The sequence below is a fragment of the Duganella sp. BJB1802 genome (assembly GCF_013369445.1).
In the GTDB taxonomy this organism is placed as follows: domain Bacteria; phylum Pseudomonadota; class Gammaproteobacteria; order Burkholderiales; family Burkholderiaceae_D; genus Rugamonas; species Rugamonas vulcania_A.
In genome coordinates, this window is sequence record NZ_JABWEF010000002.1 from 361,155 (window position 1) to 380,577 (window position 19,423).

General features: G+C 65.4%; 19 protein-coding genes and 1 tRNA gene. 8 read left to right on the forward strand and 12 right to left on the reverse strand.

Annotation, left to right across the window (positions count from 1 at the left end; translation table 11 throughout):
* Positions 1-2 precede the first annotated feature (2 nt).
* Genes HUX88_RS04790 through HUX88_RS04800 form a run of 3 tightly spaced genes read right to left on the reverse strand, consistent with a single transcriptional unit; the run spans position 3 to position 2,741 of the window.
* Complete coding sequence (locus HUX88_RS04790) at positions 3-395, reverse strand: hypothetical protein (RefSeq protein WP_176361008.1); 393 nt, start codon at positions 393-395, stop codon at positions 3-5.
* 38 nt (positions 396-433) lie between these two features.
* On the reverse strand, positions 434-1,552 hold the full coding sequence (locus HUX88_RS04795; protein ID WP_117015568.1) for a YbdK family carboxylate-amine ligase: 1,119 nt from the start codon (positions 1,550-1,552) through the stop codon (positions 434-436).
* Position 1,553: 1 nt separating this feature from the next.
* Positions 1,554-2,741 carry a cation:proton antiporter gene (locus HUX88_RS04800; RefSeq protein WP_176361009.1) on the reverse strand — a complete coding sequence of 396 codons (1,188 nt, stop codon included), beginning with the start codon at positions 2,739-2,741 and terminating at the stop codon, positions 1,554-1,556.
* An 85-nt stretch (positions 2,742-2,826) separates the two neighbouring features.
* Here HUX88_RS04800 and fghA point away from each other — a divergent pair, with 85 nt between their 5' ends.
* Positions 2,827-3,678, forward strand: a complete 852-nt coding sequence (gene fghA / locus HUX88_RS04805; RefSeq protein ID WP_176361010.1) for an S-formylglutathione hydrolase — start codon at positions 2,827-2,829, stop codon at positions 3,676-3,678.
* Position 3,679: 1 nt separating this feature from the next.
* On the opposite strand, the gene HUX88_RS04810 is transcribed toward fghA, so the two are convergent.
* The 3 genes from HUX88_RS04810 to HUX88_RS04820 all read right to left on the reverse strand — a co-directional run bounded on the left by HUX88_RS04810 (position 3,680) and on the right by HUX88_RS04820 (position 5,557).
* On the reverse strand, positions 3,680-4,261 hold the full coding sequence (locus HUX88_RS04810) for a DJ-1/PfpI family protein (protein ID WP_117015565.1): 582 nt from the start codon (positions 4,259-4,261) through the stop codon (positions 3,680-3,682).
* A 91-nt stretch (positions 4,262-4,352) separates the two neighbouring features.
* Positions 4,353-5,318 carry a chemotaxis protein gene (locus tag HUX88_RS04815; protein WP_117015564.1) on the reverse strand — a complete coding sequence of 322 codons (966 nt, stop codon included), beginning with the start codon at positions 5,316-5,318 and terminating at the stop codon, positions 4,353-4,355.
* A gap of 163 nt (positions 5,319-5,481) precedes the next feature.
* Positions 5,482-5,557, reverse strand: a tRNA-Gly gene (locus HUX88_RS04820).
* A 115-nt stretch (positions 5,558-5,672) separates the two neighbouring features.
* Here HUX88_RS04820 and HUX88_RS04825 point away from each other — a divergent pair.
* The 4 genes from HUX88_RS04825 (at position 5,673) to HUX88_RS04840 (ending at position 10,496) form a co-directional block, all read left to right on the forward strand.
* Positions 5,673-7,307 carry a Na+/H+ antiporter gene (locus tag HUX88_RS04825; RefSeq protein ID WP_117015563.1) on the forward strand — a complete coding sequence of 545 codons (1,635 nt, stop codon included), beginning with the start codon at positions 5,673-5,675 and terminating at the stop codon, positions 7,305-7,307.
* 49 nt (positions 7,308-7,356) lie between these two features.
* Positions 7,357-8,424: a sensor histidine kinase gene (locus tag HUX88_RS04830; RefSeq protein ID WP_176361011.1), complete on the forward strand. Its 1,068-nt coding sequence runs from the start codon at positions 7,357-7,359 to the stop codon at positions 8,422-8,424.
* Positions 8,412-9,179: a LytTR family DNA-binding domain-containing protein gene (locus tag HUX88_RS04835; protein WP_176361012.1), complete on the forward strand. Its 768-nt coding sequence runs from the start codon at positions 8,412-8,414 to the stop codon at positions 9,177-9,179. Before HUX88_RS04830 ends, HUX88_RS04835 begins: the two co-directional genes overlap by 13 nt.
* 96 nt (positions 9,180-9,275) lie before the next feature.
* Entirely contained in the window at positions 9,276-10,496 is a 1,221-nt protein-coding gene (locus HUX88_RS04840) for an acyltransferase family protein (protein WP_176361013.1), read from the forward strand.
* Here the strand turns inward: HUX88_RS04840 and HUX88_RS04845 are convergent.
* Both HUX88_RS04845 and HUX88_RS04850 read right to left on the reverse strand, forming a co-directional pair.
* Positions 10,432-12,846 carry a penicillin acylase family protein gene (locus HUX88_RS04845; RefSeq protein WP_176361014.1) on the reverse strand — a complete coding sequence of 805 codons (2,415 nt, stop codon included), beginning with the start codon at positions 12,844-12,846 and terminating at the stop codon, positions 10,432-10,434. The genes HUX88_RS04840 and HUX88_RS04845 overlap by 65 nt on opposite strands.
* Positions 12,847-12,926: 80 nt before the next feature.
* Positions 12,927-13,865, reverse strand: a complete 939-nt coding sequence (locus HUX88_RS04850) for a bifunctional helix-turn-helix transcriptional regulator/GNAT family N-acetyltransferase (RefSeq protein WP_176361015.1) — start codon at positions 13,863-13,865, stop codon at positions 12,927-12,929.
* A gap of 155 nt (positions 13,866-14,020) precedes the next feature.
* Here HUX88_RS04850 and HUX88_RS04855 point away from each other — a divergent pair, with 155 nt between their 5' ends.
* From HUX88_RS04855 to HUX88_RS04865, 3 genes are all read left to right on the forward strand, one after another.
* Positions 14,021-14,350 carry a four-helix bundle copper-binding protein gene (locus HUX88_RS04855; RefSeq protein WP_117015557.1) on the forward strand — a complete coding sequence of 110 codons (330 nt, stop codon included), beginning with the start codon at positions 14,021-14,023 and terminating at the stop codon, positions 14,348-14,350.
* 105 nt (positions 14,351-14,455) lie between these two features.
* On the forward strand, positions 14,456-14,959 hold the full coding sequence (locus HUX88_RS04860; protein WP_176361095.1) for a GAF domain-containing protein: 504 nt from the start codon (positions 14,456-14,458) through the stop codon (positions 14,957-14,959).
* The gene (locus HUX88_RS04865; RefSeq protein WP_176361016.1) at positions 14,952-15,374 is read left to right on the forward strand and encodes a response regulator; all 423 of its coding nucleotides are present in this window, start codon (positions 14,952-14,954) and stop codon (positions 15,372-15,374) included. Before HUX88_RS04860 ends, HUX88_RS04865 begins: the two co-directional genes overlap by 8 nt.
* Here HUX88_RS04865 and HUX88_RS04870 read toward each other — a convergent pair.
* Genes HUX88_RS04870 through HUX88_RS04885 form a run of 4 tightly spaced genes read right to left on the reverse strand, consistent with a single transcriptional unit; the run spans position 15,371 to position 19,358 of the window.
* On the reverse strand, positions 15,371-16,309 hold the full coding sequence (locus HUX88_RS04870; protein ID WP_176361017.1) for a LysR family transcriptional regulator: 939 nt from the start codon (positions 16,307-16,309) through the stop codon (positions 15,371-15,373). The genes HUX88_RS04865 and HUX88_RS04870 overlap by 4 nt on opposite strands.
* Positions 16,310-16,365: 56 nt before the next feature.
* Positions 16,366-17,328, reverse strand: a complete 963-nt coding sequence (locus tag HUX88_RS04875; protein ID WP_117015554.1) for a glycoside hydrolase family 43 protein — start codon at positions 17,326-17,328, stop codon at positions 16,366-16,368.
* A 12-nt stretch (positions 17,329-17,340) separates the two neighbouring features.
* On the reverse strand, positions 17,341-18,330 hold the full coding sequence (yjfF, locus tag HUX88_RS04880) for a galactofuranose ABC transporter, permease protein YjfF (protein WP_229213450.1): 990 nt from the start codon (positions 18,328-18,330) through the stop codon (positions 17,341-17,343).
* The gene (locus HUX88_RS04885; protein ID WP_229219217.1) at positions 18,327-19,358 is read right to left on the reverse strand and encodes an ABC transporter permease; all 1,032 of its coding nucleotides are present in this window, start codon (positions 19,356-19,358) and stop codon (positions 18,327-18,329) included. Before HUX88_RS04885 ends, yjfF begins: the two co-directional genes overlap by 4 nt.
* Between the last annotated feature and the right edge of the window lie 65 nt (positions 19,359-19,423).

Consider the following 19,423-nt stretch of genomic DNA (forward strand, 5'->3'; position numbering starts at 1 on the left):
GGCTAAAGCGCGCTAAAGACTTTGACGATAAGGCCGATCGTTCCGCAAGCTGTCGTCATGCAAATGCCGAGCAAGATGCGGAAATCCGTCGTGCGCGCTTGTGTAATCCGTCCATTCATACGGACCAGTTCATCGCGAAGCCGATCAAGTTGCTGGTCAATGCGGGCGAAGCCACGTTGCATCGATTCATGTAGCGGCGACTGCGCCTTGTCCTGACAGTCAATCGCGGTCTCGACACGTGCAATGCGCTCGACGATGCGATGTTGTTCTTGCTGGGGCTGGTTCTCGCCATTCATGGTGAACTCCTCGGTATCATCCACCACTTTACGCCGACATTCATGCGCGGCATAGCGCACACGATTGAGATAGGTCTGCACGGCTCGCTTGGCATCCATCCCCCCCCTCACGCAGCGAATCAGTTACATATGGCCGACTAATGTCCCCGGAAGCGCTGGATCGCCGCATCGACCATGCCTTCGGCGCTGCCGCTGCGCTCGAACTGCTGGCGCAGGTAGTGGGCGTCGCTGCCCTCGTGCGTGACCTGCATCAGATGCTGCAAGCCCGCCGTGCCGCCCAACGCCGCGCCGTGCGGCTCCATCTTGCGCAGCGTGGTCAGGATGTCCTCGCGCAGCGACAGGCTCTCATACGTCTTCGGATGCACCAGCGTGCCATCCAGCCCGAAGCGGCAAGCCTGGAAGCGGTTGTAGTTGTAGACCAGGTAGTCGTCCTCCACCGGCGCCGCCTCGCGGCGTTCCAGCAGATAGCGGCACAGCGCCTGCAGATAACAGGCCAGCGCCGCCGCCCGCTCCACCGTCAGCGGCGTGTCGCACACGCGCAGCTCGATGGTGCCGTACTCCGGCTTGGGCCGGATGTCCCAGTAGAAGTCCTTCATGCTCTTGATCACGCCGGTGTGCTCCATCTTGGCGAAATACTCGTGCTCGAAGGTGGACCAGCTTTGCGTGAACGGCGCCCGCCCGCTCATCGGAAACGCGAACACGGAGTTCAACCGCGCCGAATTGAACAGCGTATCGTTCCCCTGCACATACGGCGACGACGAGGACAGCGCGATGAAGTGCGGCACGTAGCGGCTCAGCGAATGCAGCAGGAACAACGCGTCGTCGCCGGAGGCGCAGCCAATGTGCACGTGCTGGCCGAAAATCGTAAACTGTTTAGCCAGATAGCCATACAGCTCCGACACTTCCTTGAAGCGCGGCTTGGCGAAGATCCGCCGGTCCGCCCATTTCTGGAACGGGTGCGTGCCGCCGCCGCAGATGCCGATGTTGAGCTGTTCGCCCGCCTGCACCAGCGTGTCGCGGATCACCTGCAGTTGCGACACCAGCTCGCTGTGATGCGTGTGCACGTCGCTGTTAATCTCGATCATGCTCTCGGTGATTTCCGGCGTGACGTTGCCGGGAAACGGCTTGCGGCTCAACAGGTGTAGCAGGTCCGGGCTGGACGCGGTCAGGTCGAAGTCCGACAGGCTGACCAGTTGCAGCTCCAGCTCCACGCCCATGGTGAGCGGCTGCGATGATTTGAAGGGTTCCAATGGCATGTCAATGCTCCTCTTTTGCCGGGGTTTCGTTGGCCCAGATTAGTGCCCGCTGCGTGATGATGGGGCCGATCACCTCCAGCAGCAGCGTCATCGCCGCCAGCGCGGCCAGTTCGTCGACCAGCACGATACCCATGTACTTGGTCTGCTCCAGCAGCAGCGTGACGAACACCGACATCGGCGACAACGCGATACCGGTCAACAGCCCCTTGCGCCACGAGATGCCGCCGACGTGCGAGAACGCCGCCACCGCAACCGCCTTCACAATGAAGCGCGCCAGCAGCAGCACCACGCCAAGGCCCGCGCCTTCGACCACGCGCTCCCACTCCAGCGTGGACACGGCGAACACGAACAGCAGCACCGTCAGCAGTTCGCCGATGCCGCCGAAGTTGCGCTCGGTGCGGCTGAAGGCCACGCGGCTGTGGCGCGCGGCCAGGCCGAAGGTCAGCGTGGCCAGCACCGGCGAGACGTCGAACGCGTGCGCCATCGCCACCAGCAGGATCACGCCCAGCGCGAAGGCGATGGTGCCGTCCTGCGCCATCGCGCCCAGGCGGCGCAGCACGGCCGGCACCAGGAAGCCCATCACCGCGCCCATCACGGCCGAGATCAGCAGCTCGATCAGGCTGTGCGAAATGGCCTGCGTCAGGCTGCCCGACGTCTGGAACACCCAGAAGCCCACCACCACCTTGAACACGAACACCGCCAGCACGCAGTTGATGGCGACCAGGTGCAGCACGCGCTCGGTCACCTGCCCCGAGCTGTCCTCCTCGTTAATCACGCGCAGCACGCCGGCGGGCGACGTGGACATGGCCAGCGAGGCCAGCAACAGCGACGTCAGCGGCGGCATGCCGGTCAGGTGCGAGATCAGGTAGACGATGCCGAACGTGGCGGCCGATTCCGCCAGCCCGCTGACCGCGATCCACGGATTGATGCGCAGCCAGTGCAGGTTGATGCGATAACCGAATTCAAACAGTATCAGTCCGAAGGCCAGGTTGGCCAACAACGTCACGGTACTGGAAGCGCCGCTGCTCAACGCGGCGGGAAAGGCTTGCACCATCAGGAATCCGACCACGCCGTAGACGCTGATGCGTGGCAGCCGTGTCCAACGATGCATGAATTCTCCCGCCAGCCAAGCCAAAGCAATCGCCAAGGGCCAGCCTAGTTCGGTCATGACGACCTGAATATCCGGCATGTATTTCTCCTTCTTTAAGATACTTGTACAATTCTGGACGACAACGGGCGTGCTCACTGTGCGCTAAGGAACATAAAGGACCAACATGCTTGAACTAATCAGTGAACACGCCTGCTTCGGCGGCGTACAGCGCTTCTACCGGCACGCATCGCGCGAGATCGGCCTGCCGATGCGCTTCTCCGTTTTCATGCCGGCCCAGGCTGCGCAAGGCCCCGTGCCGGCGTTGTTCTACCTGGCGGGACTGACTTGTAATGAAGAGACTTTCATGATCAAGGCCGGCGCCCAGCGCGCCGCGGCGGAGGCAGGCCTGATGCTGATCGCGCCGGACACCAGCCCGCGCGGCGCCGGCGTCGACGGCGAATCGGACAGCTGGGATTTCGGTGTCGGCGCCGGCTTCTATATCGACGCGACGCAAGCGCCGTGGTCCACGCACTACCGCATGTACAGCTACATCCACGAGCTGCGCGAACTGCTGGTGCGCGAGCTGCCGGTGGACGGCGAGCGCATCGGCATCTTCGGCCACTCGATGGGCGGCCACGGCGCGTTGACGATGGCCTTGAAGCGGCCGGACGTGTTCCGTTCCGTGTCCGCGTTCGCGCCGATCGCGGCGCCGTCCATGTGCCCGTGGGGGAAGAAGGCCTTCAGCGGCTACCTGGGCGACGACACCGCAGCATGGGAGCGGCACGACGCCAGCCTGCTGATGGCGCGCCTGCAAACGACCTTCCCGGCCGGCATCCTGATCGACCAGGGACTGGGCGACAAGTTCCTGAAGGAGCAGCTGTATCCGGAAGTATTCGAAGCCGCCTGCCGCACCGCCGCGCAGCCGCTGGAACTGCGGCGGCACGACGGATACGACCACGGCTACTACTTCATCGCCACCTTCATGGAAGACCACATCCGCTTCCATGCCCGCTGCCTGGGCATGACCCCAACTTGATCTAGAGCTTGATTTCCGTGCCCAGCCGCTGCAGGAACTGGCCCAGCCAAGCCGGGTGCGCAGGCCAGGCCGGCGCAGTGACGAAGTTGCCGTCGGTGACGGCCTGGTCGACCGGGATGTCGGCGTAATTGCCGCCGGCCAGCTTGACCTCGGGCGAGCACGCCGGGTACGCCGAGATGGTCTTGCCGCGAATGACGTCGGCCGCCGCCAGCAGTTGCGCGCCATGGCACACGGCGGCGATCGGCTTGGACGCCGCCGCGAACTGCTGCACGATCTCGATCACGCGCGGGTTGAGCCGCAGGTATTCCGGCGCGCGGCCGCCGGCGATCATCAGCGCGTCGTACTTGCTCACGTCGACGTCGTCGAAGTTGGCGTTCAGCGCGAACAGATGGCCCGGCTTTTCGGTATAGGTCTGGTCGCCCTCGAAGTCGTGGATGGCGGTCTTGACGGTCTCGCCCGCCCGCTTGTCGGGGCACACCGCGTGCACCGTGTGGCCCACCATCTGCAGCGCCTGGAACGGCACCATGGTCTCGTAATCCTCCGCAAAGTCGCCGGTCAGAAACAGAATTTTCTTAGCTGCCACGGTATATCCTTTCGAGAAATGGAATACAAAAAAAGGGCCGCGACGTCGCCGTCACGGCCCTTCGATACTACCCTTGTTTGTGCCGGCGTGCTTAGCTCGCCGCCGCTTTGCCCAACACCGTGCGCAGCGTGTCGGCCAGGTCCTCGGCCGAGAACTTGGCCACGTAGGCGTCCGCGCCCACGCCCTTGACGTGGTCCTCGTTGGTCTTGCCCGACAACGAGGAATGGATCACCACCGGAATCTTGGCGAAGCGCGCGTCCTGCTTGATCAGGCGGGTCAGCGTGAAGCCGTCCATCTCCGGCATCTCCAGGTCGGTCAGCACCAGGGCGACGCGATCGCTGACCGGCACGCCCTCGGCCTTGGCGCCGTCGGCGATGTGCTGCAGGCGGTCCCAGGCTTCCTTGCCGGACTTGGTCATGATGAAGTGGGCGCCCATCGCTTCCAGGCCCTTCTCGATCAGGTTGCGCGCGACCACGGAATCGTCCGCCGCCAGGATCACGGCGCCCGGCTTGAGCATGACTTTCGGGCCGATGGTTTCCGGATCGACGTCCTTGCCTTCCGGCGGCACCAACTCGCGCAGGATGGTTTCCACGTCCAGCACCTGCGCCAGGCGGGTGTTCTGCACGTCGCCGTCGACGCGCGCGATGCTGGTGACCTTGCCGCCGGCCGTGCCTTCGGCGGTCAGCACCTGGCTCCAGTCCAGGCGGACGATCTCATCGACCGACTCCACCGCGAACGCTTGCGTGGTGCGGGCGAACTCGGTGACCAGCATGATGTTCAGACCAGTTTTTGGGGTCACACCGACGATGCCTGGCAAATCCAGCACCGTGATGATTTGTCCGCGCAGGTTGACGACGCCCAGCATGTGTGGCGGGGATCCGGCCACGGCGGTCACTTCCGGCATCGCGACGATCTCGCGGATTTTGAAGACGTTAATACCGAACAACTCGGAATGTTCGCCGTTGGCGTCGGCGCCAAGGCGGAACAGCAGCAGTTCGAATTTATTGGAGTTGGTCAGGTTACTGCGCTCATCAACTTCCTGTTGAACTGATTTCATAGATTTCGTCTCCGTCGGTGGTAGCTCCGTAGCAAGTATAACGTCTGCCACTGCCCACCGTCACACTTTGAAAGAAGAGATATTGTTTTACAGCACGAGATACAACGGTATGGACGTAAAAAAAGGAAGCCCGCAGGCTTCCTTTCAATGTGCTACCGAATTCTGGAGCGGGAGAAGAGTCTCGAACTCTCGACCTCAACCTTGGCAAGGTTGCGCTCTACCAACTGAGCTACTCCCGCAGAAGACAAGATTATGACAGAAAGATTTCCGGTTTGCTAGTGCCCTGCCCCAACTTTTTGCAAAACCGGCGATGGTGTAAGCTTGCTGGCGTCTTGCAATGTTGAAGGAATGAGTATGGATTCAATCGAAGTGGTGCTGGTGATGCTGCTGGCCGTGGTGGCCAGCGCCTATCTCACCCGTTTCCTGCCGCGCGCGGTGCCGCTGCCGCTGGTGCAGATCGCGCTCGGCGCGCTGATCGCCGCCAAATCCACGCGCGGCGTCGACCTGGAGCCGGACCTGTTCTTCCTGGTGTTCCTGCCGCCGCTGCTGTTCCTGGACGGCTGGCGCATCCCCAAGAGCGGCCTGCTGCGCGACAAGGGCACCATCCTCGAACTGGCGCTGGGACTGGTGGTGTTCACCGTCATCGGCGCCGGCTTCCTGATCCACTGGCTGATTCCCGCCATGCCGCTGCCGGTGGCGTTCGCGCTGGCCGCCATCATCTCGCCGACCGATCCGATCGCCGTGAGCTCGATCGCCGCCACCACGCCCATCCCCAAGCGGCTGATGCACATCCTGGAAGGCGAATCGCTGCTGAACGACGCCTCCGGCCTGGTGTGCTTCCGCTTCGCCGTGGCGGCCGCGCTGACCGGCGCGTTTTCGGTCAGCACCGCCGCCCTCACCTTCGTCTGGCTGGTGGCGGCCGGCATCGGCGCCGGCGTCGCGGTGACGCTGCTGGTGACGCGGCTGCAGTACTGGCTGAGCTGCCGCTTCGGCGAGCCGACCGGATCGCCCATCCTGGTCAGCCTGCTGCTGCCGTTCGGCGCCTACCTGGTGGCGGAGCGCCTGCACGCCTCCGGCATCTTGGCGGCGGTGGCGGCCGGCATCACCATGAGCTACGCGGAGCTGGGCGGCCACACGCTGGCCAACACGCGCATCCAGCGCTCGGCCGTGTGGGACACGGTGCAGTTCGCGCTGAACGGCATCATGTTCGTGCTGCTCGGCGAGCAGCTGCCCGACATCTTCCGCGACGCCAGCGCCACCATCGAGGAGAGCGGCCACCTGAACCCGTGGTGGCTGGCGGTGTACGCGGTGGCCATCAACATCGGCCTGCTGGCGCTGCGCATGCTGTGGGTGTGGGCGTCGCTGCGGCTGACCATCTACAAGCAGAAGATCCGCAACCAGCCGCGCATGAAGATCAATCCGCGCCTGCTGCTGGCCACCACGCTGGCCGGCGCGCGCGGCGCCATCACCTTGGCCGGCGTACTGACGCTGCCGCTGGCCATGCCCAACGGCGCGCCCTTCCCGGCGCGCGCGCTGACCATCTTCCTGGCCTGCTCGGTGATCCTGGTCTCGCTGCTGACGGCCAGCCTGGGCCTGCCGCGCCTCTTGGCCGGCATGACCTTCCCGGCCTCGCCGGAAGAGCAGCAGGAGGAAGACCTGGCGCGCCGCGCGGCGGCCAACGCCGCCATCGCCGCCACCGAGCAGGCGCAGATCGCCTTGATGGAGGCCGAGTCCTGCGTCGACCCCGAGGTCTATCCGCAGGCGGCGGCGCGCATCATCGCGTTCTACGAGCACAAGCTGCGGGAGGTCGATCCGAACGCCGGCGCGGCCTGGCGTAAGACCGACCACGCCGAGAAGGAGCTGCGGCTGGCGGCGCTGACGGCCGAACGTCACGCCATCTACGAGCTGGCGCGCAACGACCACATCTCCGACGAGATCTCGCGCAAGCTGGTGCGCGAGATCGACCTGATGGAGGCGCGCTACCGCTAGTCCTATCGACTCATTGACCTATTGATAAGAATCGGTAATCATCTGGGCCATGCTACCGAAGCGCACACAAATCACCATCGCTGCGGCCTGGATCCTGTTCTGGCTGCTGATGAACCTCACCGCCGTCCAGGAATACCTGCGCGACCATCATACCGGCGTGTGGAAGCCGATCGTGTGGGAGACCTCGTCCGCGCTGACCGGCACCCTGCTGCTGCTGGCCCAGCGCCACTACACGCGCCGCTACGACCACCTGCTGGCGCAGCCGCTGCAATGGTTCGCGCGCCAGCTGGTGTGGCTGCCGATCTACTGGGTGCTGTTCGTGCCGGTCGCCTTCGGCATCCGCTATGGCGTGTACGCGCTGGCCGGCGACACCTACACCCACCTGCCCTGGCCGCAGACCTTCCTGTACGAAGACGTGAAGATGACGGTCTTCTTCAGCATCTTCGCCACCATCATGTTCGGCGTGCTGTCGTATCACGCGATGCAGAACGAGAAGCTGCGCGTGGAGCGCGTCAACGCCTCGCTGCGCGAAGCGCAGCTGCTGCGGCTCACCCAGCAGATGCAGCCGCACTTCCTGTTCAACGCCTTGAACACCATCTCCTCGCTGATGCACAGCGACGTGGCGCGCGCCGACGCGATGCTGATCCAGCTCGCCGACGTGCTGCGCGCCACGCTCGACGTCAGCGAGCAGCACCAGGTCACGCTGGCGATGGAGCTGCGCCTGCTGCGCGGCTACGCGGCCCTGATGTGCGAACGGTTTTCCGACCGCGTGCACATCGACTGGCATATCGACGAGACGCTGCTGGACTGCCAGGTGCCGGTGATGAGCATGCAGCCGCTGTTGGAGAACATCTTCAAGCACACGGTGGAACGGCGCCGCCAGGCCACCGCCATCAGCATCTCGGCCAGCCGCGAGCAAGGCGCGATGGTGCTGCGGCTGGAGGACGACGGCGGCACGCTGCGCGTCGGCGAAGGCGCGCAGTCCAGCGCCGGCATCGGCGTGCGCAACCTGCGCGAGCGGCTGGCGGCCCTGTACGGCGCCGGCGCCTCCTTCGACCTGATCCAGCTCGCGCCGGCCGGCGTGCGGGCGGAAATGCGGCTGCCATGCGCGTCCTGATCGTCGACGACGCGCGCCCGGCGCGCGACAAGATGCGCCGCCTGCTGGAGCAGGAGCCCGACGTCGGCGCGATCGAGGAAGCCCGCGACGGCGTCGAAGCGCTGGAGCGCCTGCCCGGCTTCGCGCCCGACCTGCTGCTGCTCGACATCCAGATGCCCGAGATCACCGGCCTCGATGTCGCCGCCTCGCTGCCCGCGCCGGCGCCGCTGGTGGTGTTCGTCACCGCCTACGACGAATACGCGATCCGCGCCTTCGACGCCAACGCCATCGACTATCTGCTCAAGCCCTACGACCAGCAACGCCTGCAACGCGCCCTCCAGCGCGTGCGCGAACGCCTCGCGCAACAGCGTGCCGCCCAGACCATCCAACCCATGCCACCACTCCTGATTGAAGAAGCGCCTCCGCCGTTGCAGCATCCCCTGCCCGCCATCAGCCAGCTGCTGATCCCCGAGCGTGGCGGCACCCGCATCGTTCGGGTCGAGCATATCCAGTGGATCGAAACCGCCGATAACTACGTCGTGCTGCACACCGCCGACGGCCAGCCGCTGATGCGCCAGACGCTGGCCGGCCTGGTCGACAAGCTTGGTCCGCGCTTCCAGCGCTGCCACCGGCGCGCCGCCGTGCAGCTGGACTGGATCGTCAGCGTGCAGCACCTCGACAAGGGCGACGGCGAACTGGTATTGCGCAGCGGCGCGCGCGTGCCCTGCTCACGCCAATACCGCGCCGAAGTCATGGAGCGGTTGAGCGGTCGGTAAGCCGGTTCGCCCCACCTGCATCCCGCTTCGCCCCCGCGCGCTGGACGCCGGACGCGCAGCCTCGCTAGACTGGCTTCATTCAACCTGGAGCCCACCATGAACCCAACCGAGAGCAACCGCCTGTACTTCCTCGACTGGATACGCATCTTCGCGTTCTGCGTCCTGATCTTCTACCACACCGGCATGTACTACGTGAGCTGGGGATGGCACGTCAAGAGCCCGTACGCCAGCGACGCCATCGAACCGTTGATGCTCTTGTCCTCGCCGTGGCGCCTTGGCCTGCTGTTCATGATCTCCGGCGTCGCCACCGCCTTCATGCTGCAGAAGGTACGCGTCGGCGCCCTGCTGCGGCAGCGCAGCTGGCGCCTGCTGGTGCCGCTGGTGTTCGGCATGCTGGTGATCGTGCCGCCGCAATCGTATTTCGAGGTGATCGAAAAACTCAACTACGCCGGCAGCTACGCCGACTTCATGCGCCTGTACGTCACCGGCTACCACGGCTTCTGCAAGGACGGCGGCTGCCTCGACCTGCCGACATGGAATCATCTTTGGTTCGTGGTCTACCTGTGGGCCTATACGATGGTAATCGGCGGCGTGGCCGCGCTGGCCGGCGCCGAGCGCCTGCGCTCCTGGTCCGCCACGTTGGGCCGCCGCCTGACCGGCTGGAAGATCGTCGCGCTGCCGGTGCTGGCGCTGTTCGTGGCCCGCTACGCGCTGGCCGAAGCCTTCCCCGAAACCCACGCGCTGGTCAACGACTGGTACAACCACGCCCACTACTTCTTCCTGTTCGGGATGGGCGTGATGCTGGCGCTGCAAAATGGCTTCTGGGCCAGGGTGGATGAATTGCGCTGGACCAGCCTGGGACTGTGGCTGTTCAGCTGGGCCGTGGTGGTGTGCCTGCACTCGATGCCCGAATCGGTGGGCAACCTGCCGATCATCGCGCAAATGAAGCCGCTGCTGCGCATGATCTTCTGCCTGGGCCAGTGGGCGCCGATCCTGGCCATCTGCGGATTCGGCCACCGCCACCTGGCCTTCGACAGCGCCAAGCGCCGCTACCTGACCGAAGCCGTGTTCCCGGTCTACATCCTGCACCAGACGCTGATCGTCACCATGGCGCACTGGCTCAAGCCGGTGAAGATGGCGCCCGGCACGGAGGGCGCGGTGCTGGTCGTGCTGACCTTCGCCATCAGCTTCGGCGTGTTCGAAGTGGTGCGCCGCGTCGCCGTGCTGCGCCCACTGTTCGGCCTTGGCCGCGCTACTTCACAAACATCAGCGTATGCGCCGCAGGCCCCGGCAGCAGCGGCGTATCCCGCCCGCTGACCCAGTCGGCGCGGCCATCCAGGAAGTACGGCGACAAGGGATGGCCGCTCTGCCCACCCGGCATGTTGAACACGCCCTGCTCCTCATGGCCCGGCGACACCGTCAGCCGCTCCGACTGGCCGAACGACGGTCCCGACACACGCGGCATGTGCTGGTCGCCCGGCAGCATGTCCGGCGCCACTTTGAGGTACTTGCCCAGCACCGGCACCACCGCCGCGAAGGGATGGGCGCTGGCCGCCGTGTTGCGCTCGCCCCACGTGGCGCTGGCCAAGGGCTTGCCGTCCTTGGTCAGGTCGGCGATCGCGCGGTCCAGCGCGGCCAGCTGCAAGGCTTGCCAGCTGGCGTACTGCGGCGGCAACCAGGCGGCCGGCTTCTCATCCAGCACACGCGCCACCACCACCGGCCAGCGCGACGTCACCGCCGCCATGTTGGCCTTGGCGTCGACCTTCGCCATTTCCTCGTTGGCGCTTTCGAACAGGATGTCGTACAGCGCGTACATATAGGCGCGCGTGATGCGGTAGCCCACCGAGTCCACGCTGGCCTTGCCGGTCCAGCTGTCCTTCAGCAGCTTGAGCGCTTCGGTGCGCTGCGGCTTGCCTTCGACGGCCTTGGCGTCCAGCGCGGCCATCGCGCGTTCGCGCCAGGCGGCCAGGAACACGGCGCGGTCGTCCAGCGTGATGGCGTAGACTTTTTTCACGTCGGTCTTGGGGCCGAGCGCGGTCAGGTCGTCGCGCACCTGGTGCGTGCGCGCGCCGAGGTCGAAGCCGCCGTCGCCCAGCAGTTCGGCGCCGGCGTTGGCCAGCTGGCGGCTGTTGGCCGTGGCCAGCCGGCCGGCGGCCGGGTTGACGACCTTCGGGTATTCCTCTGGCTTGAGCCAGCCGGTCCAGACGCCGGCCTGGTCGTCCGCCGACAGCGGATAGGTGGCGGCCACGCCGGCCGGCGCGCGGCGCCGCAGCGCGCCGGCGATGGTCCAGCCGATATTGCCCTTGTCGTCGCCGCCGACAAAATTCTGCGCCGGGATGCCCATCGTCGCCGCGACCGCCATCGCCTGCTCCAGCGTGTCGGCGAACTCCAGGTTCCTGGCGTTGACGTTGACCGCCGCCGGCGTGTGCGCAACCCAGTGGATGGCGTAGCTGCGGCCCATGGCCTCGCGGATCGGACCGAGGCTGGTTTCGCGCACGGCCAGTTTGGCAGCCGGTTCGCCTTTGATTAATATCGTTTCCTCGTGCACCACCGGCGTCTCCCAGCCGGCCTGGGTGCGTACCTGGCCCGGCTTCGCCTGGTCGGTATCGAGCGCGATCAAATCGAGATAGTCGCCGTAGCTGTTGGTGAAGCCCCAGGCCACATGGCCGTTACTGCCGACCACCACCGCCGGCGTGCCGGGCAGCGTGACGCCGACCACGCGGCGCTGGCCGCCCTTCCCGTCGGGGAACTGCAAGGCGAGGCGGTACCAGATCGCCGGCAGCTGTATGCCGAGGTGCATATCGTCCGACACGATGGCCGCGCCGGTGTCGCTGCGGCCGCCCGCCACCGCCCAGTTGTTGCTGCCCACGGTGTTGAGGAGTTCCGCCGCCGCCACTTTCGGATCGGTATGCGCCGCGCCGCCGTCGGCCTTCGGCTTGCCCCACCATGCGGGTGGAGCGGCGGGTATCGCGATGTCGGCGGACGTCACCGATGGCGCGTCGAGCGGCGCATCCCACTGCGTCGATTCCGGCGCCAGGAAGGCGCGCTGCTCTTCGGTCGCATGGTCGCGGAACCAGCCGCGCGCCAGTTCGCGCGGCTCCTGGCTGCCCTGCAGGTCGAAGTACATGGCCCAGATCACCAGCAGCGAATCGGCCGCCGACCACGCGCGCGGCGGCATGCCGATCAACGCATATTCGAATGGCTTCGCGCCCAGCTTCCGCAGGCCGGCGTTGACGCCTTCCACGTAACGCTCCAACAGCGCGCGGTCGGCGGCCGGCATGGCGTTCAGCGCCAGCTCGGCGCGGGCGCGGAAGCGGTGCAGGCGATGGGATTTATCCAGCGGCAGTGCGCGCGCGCCGAACAGTTCGGACAATTCGCCGGCCGACACGCGGCGCAGCAGGTCCATCTGGAAGTAGCGCTCCTGCGCATGCACAAAGCCGGTGGCGTAGGCCACGTCCATCCGGCTGCCGCCGCTGATGAGCGGCACGCCGTGTGCATCGCGCGCCACGCTGGCGCCGGCCTCCAGGCCAGGCGTCTGCACCGTGCCGTCCAGCTGCGCCAGGCTGCCGCGCAAATACAGCCACGCCCCGGCCACGGCCGCCAATATCAACACCACCAATCCGATTACGACACGCTTGGACCACATCCCCAGCCTGTTCTTTTGCATAGTATCCCCACGGTTGATTAAACTACCACGTTGAGGATAGTGCCAGAGAAGCGGCCGCGCAGGCAATCGCCAGCGTGATATCAGAGCGTCAGTTCCCAGGTTTCGTTGACCATGTCCTGGCCGAATGCGTGCACCGGCTCCTCGGCCACCAGCACGTATCCCTTGTTTTGGTAGATCTGGCGGGCTTCCTTCTGCTGGTCGGTGGTCCACAGGCGCATCTTGCGGTAGCCGGCGGCGCGGGCGTAGCGGTGGCATTCGTCCACCAGCCGCGAACCGAGGCCGTAGCCGCGCGCCTGCTCCTCCACCAGCAGCAGCCGCAGTTTGCCGACACCCTCCTCGCCGTCGCGCGCCAGCGCGATCGAGCCGACCGGCTGGCCCGCCATCTCGGCGATCCAGCAATGCTCCAGCGCCGGATCGAAGTTGCGTTCGAAGTCCGCGCAGATCTCGCCGACCAGTTTCCCGAAGCTGTCGTCCCAGCCTTGCTGCTCGGTGTAGATGGCGCCGTGGCGCCGTGCGATCCACTCCATGTCGCCGGCGCGATGGGGGCGCAGCACGAACGGCTGGGCGTATTTCAAGCCGCTCTCCGCATCCAGCATCTGCTGGATGGTGCGCATCGCATCGAGCATGCGCAGCTGGTCGGACTCGCCGAAGCGGGCCAGCAGGTCGCCGACCTCCTCGCGCGAGCGGCGCTCCAGCGGCTCGTAGACGGCGCGGCCTTGCGCCGTCAGGTGCAGCAGCTTGGAGCGGCCATCGGTGGCCGACGGCACCTTGGACACCAGTCCCGCGCCTTCGAACTTGGCCAGGATGCGGCTCAGGTAACCGCGGTCCAGCCCCAGGTCGCGGCCCAGCACCGCCGCCGGCTGGTCGCCCTGGTGGGCCAGCTCGTACAGCACGCGCATCTCGGTCAGCGTGTATTCGCTGTGCAGCAGGCCCTCGCGCAGCACGCCGATCTGGCGCGTGAAGAAGCGGTTGAAGGAACGGACCGCCGCGACGCGGTCATCGAAAACAGGAACTGACATACACCCTCCGGCTGAAACATGGAAGGATTCTGCAATACATTGTTGACTGAGTCAACAATAACCGCGATATCCGAAAAGAGCGGACGCGCACAGAACGCGGGCGCACCCCGGCCTAGCATGGATTTTCCATTGCATCGTCATTGAAAGGAATTGTCATGGATATCACATCAGCCATGCAGGACTGCATAGACGCCTGCGACAACTGCCATCAAGCGTGCCTGCAAACCGCGCTGACCCACTGCCTGGAAATGGGCGGTCGCCACGTAGAGCCGAACCACTTCCGCTTGATGCTGGACTGCGCGGCGGTCTGCGAAATGTCGGCCAACCTGCAACTGAGCGGATCGCGGTTCAGCCCCAGGATATGCGCGCTGTGCGCCGACATCTGCCACGCGTGCGCGCTGAGCTGCCTGGAACTGGACGGCATGGAGGAATGCGTGCGCGCCTGCGAAGCCTGCGAACATAGCTGCCACCAGATGCAGGCCTAGCACAGGCGATTTCGCAACAGATTGGCGACCGGGCCAACATTCAGTCGCGCGGCCGCCGCCGCGATGCTAAAGTCGGCATACGTCCACTTCGAGCGCCCGATGCCCATGCTAGCCGCACCGATCCCCGACAACGATGCCGAGCGCCTGGCGGCGCTGCGCGAACTGCTGATCCTGGACACGCCGCCGGAAGAACGCTTCGACAAGGTGGCACGCTTCGCCGCCGAGGAATTCGACATGCCGATCGCGCTGCTGTCGCTGGTCGACGAGAACCGCCAGTGGTTCAAGGCCAACGTGGGCATGAACGTGTGCGAGACCGCGCGCGACACTTCCTTCTGCGCCCACGCGATCCTGCGAGCCGATATCTTCGTCATCCCGGATGCCCGCGCCGATGCGCGCTTTGCCGACAATCCCATCGTCATCGGCGAGCCGCATGTGGTCTTCTACGCCGGCGCGCCGTTGACCATGCCGTCCGGCTTCACCATCGGCACGCTTTGCCTGATCGACCACAAGCCGCGCACGCTGGACGCGACCGAACTGGCGATCCTGGCGACGCTGCGCGACCTGCTGCTGGAAGAACTCAGCCAACGCACGGAGGCTGCGGATGCCTGAGAATCCGGTCAAGAACCTGAACATGCTGCTGGTGGAGGAACAACCGCTGTTGCGCCGGACGGTCGCGCTGACGGCGCGCACACTGGGACTGGGGACCATCCATGAAGCGGCCAGCATGGAAGCGGCCGAGCGCCTGCTGCTCACGCACAGCTTCCAGGGCGCGGTGATCTCGATCGACTGCGGCCTGCTGCCCGGCTGCACCTACAACCTGGCCTTGCTGGACCGGATGCGCAACGGCATGTACGTCAGCGACAGCGACATCCCCATCGCGGTGATGGCGGAAAACGCGACCGCCGGATTGCTGAACGACCTGCGCGACCGGCATGTCAGCCGCGTGATCCTCAAGCCCTTCCGCGCCAAGGTGCTGCTGGACGCCTTCGCCAGCTTCCAGCAGCCGGCTGCGCACAAGCCTTAGTACATCTCTTTCGCCACTTCGCGCACGGACTTCAACAGCAGGCTCGCGCCCGGCGACATGATGTGGCCATCGACCGTGATGATGCCGTAGGCGTCCATGCGGCACGGCAGTTCGATCGGCAGGATATTGAGCACATTCTGCGACTCGTAGTATTTGGCGACGGCGATCGGCATGACATTGAGCGCGTCCGTCTGCTGCAGCAGCGGTTTAATCAGCAGCACGGCCGTGGTGTCGACCACGTTGGACGGCACCTCCAGGCCGGCGCGGCGGAACATCAACTCGCAGCGCGCGCGCAGGATGCTGCCTTGCGGCGGCAGGATCCACGGCTGGCTGGCGATATCGCGCAGCGACAGGTTGCGCGCCTTCAGCAGCGGATGGCCGGGCCGCACCACCGCGCACGCCGGCTCGTCGCCCAGCTCCTCGTAACTCAGGCCCTCCGCGCTCTGGCGCTCGGGGATGCGGCCGATCATGAAGTCCAGCCGCCCGCGCTGCAACTGCTCCAGCAGGATGTTGGACTGCTCCATCTCCACGCCGATGCGCAGCTTGGGCGCCTGCGCCTTGGTGCGCGTGATCGCCACCGGCAGCAGCGAGATCCCCGGCGTCATGATGGTGCCGATGTCCACCTGCCCGGACAGGCCGGCCTTGATGGCGACGATGTCCTCGTGCGCCAGCGAGAGGCTGGTCAGCGCCATGCGGGCGTGGCGTATCATCGTCTCGCCGTAGATGGTCGGCTCCATGCCGCGCGGCAGACGATCGAACAGCTGCACGCCCAGCATCTCCTCCAGGTCCTTCAACTGCTTGGAGGCGGCCGGCTGCGTCATGTGCAGCTCTTCCGAGGCGCGATGGATATTGCGTTGTTCGTCGAGCGCGATCAGCAGAAGCAGCTGGCGCGTTTTGAGGCGCGCACGCAAGAACCAGTTCGGGTTAGTTTCCATGGAAAAATGATATCACAATCGGTATGGTTGTTGATGGCATACCGGCAGTTGCGGTATCACTTGCACGCCGCAGAAGGATTGGCCGCCGGGCCCTCCCTGGTCTGCGGAATGAATGGAATGGTGCCGTCGGCGTTGTACCGGAACTCTTCCACCGCCACCGAACGGCGGTACTCGCCGCCGCCGGGCAGCTTGGCGTTGTGGTAGAAGATGTAGGACTTGCCGTTGAAATCGATGATGGCCTGGTGGATGGTCTTGACCTTGGCGTTCTTCGACATGATCACGCCGCGATAGTGCCACGGGCCGGTCGCGCTCGGGCCGGTCATGTAGGCCGTCTCCTCGGGGAAGTTGCGCGAATAGGATAAATAGTATGTACCGTTATGCTTGTGCAGGTAGGACGCCTCGGTGAACATGTCCATGCCGACGGTCTGGATCGGACCGTCGAATTCGATCATGTTCGGTTTCAGCTTGGCGTACTTCAGCACCGTGTTGCCCCAGTAGAGATAAGCCTGGCCGTCGTCGTCCTGGAAAATGGCCGGGTCGATGTCGTCCCAGGCGATCGGCGATTGCAGCGTCATGTCGTTGGTGACCAGCGCCGAGCCGCGCGCGTCGACGAAGGGGCCGGTCGGACTGTCGGAGACGGCGACGCCGATGGCGTGGCCGGGAATGGTCGCGTGGTCGACGGTCGAATAGAAGTAGTACTTGCCATCGCGCTTGGTGATGTCGGCCGCCCAGGCGTGGCCCTTGGCCCACTTGAAGGTCGAAGCCTGCACCGGCGAGCCGCGGTCGGTCCAGTTCTTCATGTCGCAGCTGGTGTAGACGCGCCACTCGTTCATCACGTAGTCCGGGCTTTTCGGCGTGGCCTCGTCATGGCCTACGTACAGGTAGACGGTGCCGTTTTCCACATAGGCCGACGGATCGGCCGTGAACAGCTTGGGGAACAACGGGTTGGCCGCCTGCGCCGCGCCCATTGCCAGGCCCGCCGCCGCGATGGCCGCGAATTTGATCAACTTGTTTTTCAATGCTCTCTCCAGTTATTTTTTTTGTCGTGCGCCCAGCGCCATCAAACGCTGGACCACGCAGAATACAAACAGCAAACCACCGATGACAATCTTGGTCCACCACGAGCTGAGGGTGCCGTCGAAGGCGATCAGCGTCTGGATGGTGCCCAGCACCAGCACGCCCGACAGCGAACCGGCCACGTAGCCATAGCCGCCGCTGAGCAACGTGCCGCCGATGACCACCGCCGCGATGGCGTCGAGCTCCGTGCCTTGGGCGTGCAGGCCGTAGCCGGACAACATGTAGAACGAGAACAGCACGCCGGCCAGCGCGGCGCAGAAGCCGCTGAAGGCGTAGATCAGCACCTTGGTGCGCCCTACCCTCAGGCCCATCATCAACGCCGATTGCTCGTTGCCGCCGACCGCGTAGATGGCGCGGCCGAACGGCGTGCAGTGCGCGACGTAGATCGCGGCGGCCAGTGTCAGCACGGCGATCAGCGCACCGGGGGAGATGAAGCCGCCGAACACCGGCAACTGCGTCTGCGACATGGCGACGTACAGCGGATCGTCGATGGTGATCGAGTTAATGCTGATCAGGTAGCACAGGCCGCGCGCCAGGAACATGCCGGCCAGTGTGACGATGAACGGCTGCAGCTTGAAGTAATGGATCATCGCACCCATGGCCGCGCCGAAGCCCGCGCCCAGCGTCAGCGCGATGGCGATCACCAGCAGCGGAGGCAGGTGCCAGCTTTGCAGCAGCCAGGCGGAGATCATGGTGGTCAGCGCCAGCACCGAGCCCACCGACAGGTCGATGCCGCCGGAGAGGATGACGAAGCTCATGCCGACCGCGATCACCAGCAGGAAGGCGTTGTCGATCAAAAGATTGAACAGCACCTGCAGCGACAGGAAGCCCGGATACGCCACGCCGCCCACCGCCAGCAGGACAACCAGCAGCGCCACCGTGACCAGGGACGTGAAATACGGCGACGCCATCCAGGCGCGCCCGCGAAGGATCATGGTGCTCATGCCGCGCCACCTTTGTTCTTGGCGCGGAAGGCGCGCCACATGTTCTTGAATTCCGCCGACTGCGACAGGCACACCAGGAATACCACCACGGACTTGACGACCATGTTGACTTCCGGCGGCAGGCCGAGGGAATAGATCGTGTAGGTCAGCGTCTGGATGATCAGCGCGCCGATCACGCTGCCGGCCAGGCTGAATTTGCCGCCGGCCAGCGAGGTGCCGCCCAGCGTGACGGCCAGGATGGCGTCCAGCTCCAGCAGCAGGCCGGCGTTGTTGGCATCCGCGCTCTTGATGTTCGCGCTGATCATCAACCCTGCCAGGCCGGCGCAGGCGCTGCAGAAAACGTAGACGAAGAAGATCAGCACCGCTGTCTTCAAGCCGGCCAGCCGCGCGGCGACCGGGTTGATGCCCACCGCCTGGATGAACAGGCCCAATGCCGTCTTGCGCATCAACAGCGCGGTGATCAGGAACACGGCGCCGACAATGTAGAGCGAGAACGGCAGGCCAAACAGGTAGCCGCTGCCGAGGAAGAAGAACGGCTTGTAGTAGACGGTGACGATCTGGCCGTCGGTGAACAGCTGCGCCAGGCCGCGTCCCGCCACCATCAGGATCAGCGTGGCGACGATGGGCTGCAGGCCGAGGCCCGCCACCAGCAGGCCATTCCACGCGCCGCACAGCAGCGCCGCGCCCATGGCCGCGCACAGCGCCCAGACCATCGGCGTGTTGGCGACGTATTCGGGCACGCCGTTCTGCATCACCATCGTGCCGCCGATGAGCATTGCGGCGACGGTGCCGCTGATCGCGACCACGGCGCCGACCGAGATGTCGATGCCGCGCGTGGCGATCACCAGCGTCATGCCGAGGGCAGCCAGCACCAGAGGCGCCGCGCGGTTGGCGATGTCGATCAAGCTGCCGTACAGGTGGCCGTCCTTGATCTCCAGGTGAAAGAAGCCGGGAACCAGCAGCAGGTCCACCAGCAGCAGAAGGACCAATGCGGCCAGCGGACGGAATAAGGGATGTCGCACAAACATGGATGCAGTCGTTGGTAAGGTGGCGCCAGCGGGCACGGTGGCGGCGGCGCGAGGTGCGGCGATGT

What these genes read in the sequence shown, in the direction of transcription:
- HUX88_RS04790 (WP_176361008.1), bottom strand. Translation starts at nt 395, where the DNA reads ATGGATGCCAAGCGAGCCGTGCAGACCTATCTCAATCGTGTGCGCTAT.
- HUX88_RS04795 (WP_117015568.1), bottom strand. Translation starts at nt 1,552, where the DNA reads ATGCCATTGGAACCCTTCAAATCATCGCAGCCGCTCACCATGGGCGTG.
- HUX88_RS04800 (WP_176361009.1), bottom strand. Translation starts at nt 2,741, where the DNA reads ATGCCGGATATTCAGGTCGTCATGACCGAACTAGGCTGGCCCTTGGCG.
- fghA (WP_176361010.1), top strand. Translation starts at nt 2,827, where the DNA reads ATGCTTGAACTAATCAGTGAACACGCCTGCTTCGGCGGCGTACAGCGC.
- HUX88_RS04815 (WP_117015564.1), bottom strand. Translation starts at nt 5,318, where the DNA reads ATGAAATCAGTTCAACAGGAAGTTGATGAGCGCAGTAACCTGACCAAC.
- HUX88_RS04825 (WP_117015563.1), top strand. Translation starts at nt 5,673, where the DNA reads ATGGATTCAATCGAAGTGGTGCTGGTGATGCTGCTGGCCGTGGTGGCC.
- HUX88_RS04830 (WP_176361011.1), top strand. Translation starts at nt 7,357, where the DNA reads ATGCTACCGAAGCGCACACAAATCACCATCGCTGCGGCCTGGATCCTG.
- HUX88_RS04835 (WP_176361012.1), top strand. Translation starts at nt 8,412, where the DNA reads ATGCGCGTCCTGATCGTCGACGACGCGCGCCCGGCGCGCGACAAGATG.
- HUX88_RS04840 (WP_176361013.1), top strand. Translation starts at nt 9,276, where the DNA reads ATGAACCCAACCGAGAGCAACCGCCTGTACTTCCTCGACTGGATACGC.
- HUX88_RS04845 (WP_176361014.1), bottom strand. Translation starts at nt 12,846, where the DNA reads ATGCAAAAGAACAGGCTGGGGATGTGGTCCAAGCGTGTCGTAATCGGA.
- HUX88_RS04850 (WP_176361015.1), bottom strand. Translation starts at nt 13,865, where the DNA reads ATGTCAGTTCCTGTTTTCGATGACCGCGTCGCGGCGGTCCGTTCCTTC.
- HUX88_RS04855 (WP_117015557.1), top strand. Translation starts at nt 14,021, where the DNA reads ATGGATATCACATCAGCCATGCAGGACTGCATAGACGCCTGCGACAAC.
- HUX88_RS04860 (WP_176361095.1), top strand. Translation starts at nt 14,456, where the DNA reads ATGCTAGCCGCACCGATCCCCGACAACGATGCCGAGCGCCTGGCGGCG.
- HUX88_RS04865 (WP_176361016.1), top strand. Translation starts at nt 14,952, where the DNA reads ATGCCTGAGAATCCGGTCAAGAACCTGAACATGCTGCTGGTGGAGGAA.
- HUX88_RS04870 (WP_176361017.1), bottom strand. Translation starts at nt 16,309, where the DNA reads ATGGAAACTAACCCGAACTGGTTCTTGCGTGCGCGCCTCAAAACGCGC.
- yjfF (WP_229213450.1), bottom strand. Translation starts at nt 18,330, where the DNA reads ATGAGCACCATGATCCTTCGCGGGCGCGCCTGGATGGCGTCGCCGTAT.
- HUX88_RS04885 (WP_229219217.1), bottom strand. Translation starts at nt 19,358, where the DNA reads ATGTTTGTGCGACATCCCTTATTCCGTCCGCTGGCCGCATTGGTCCTT.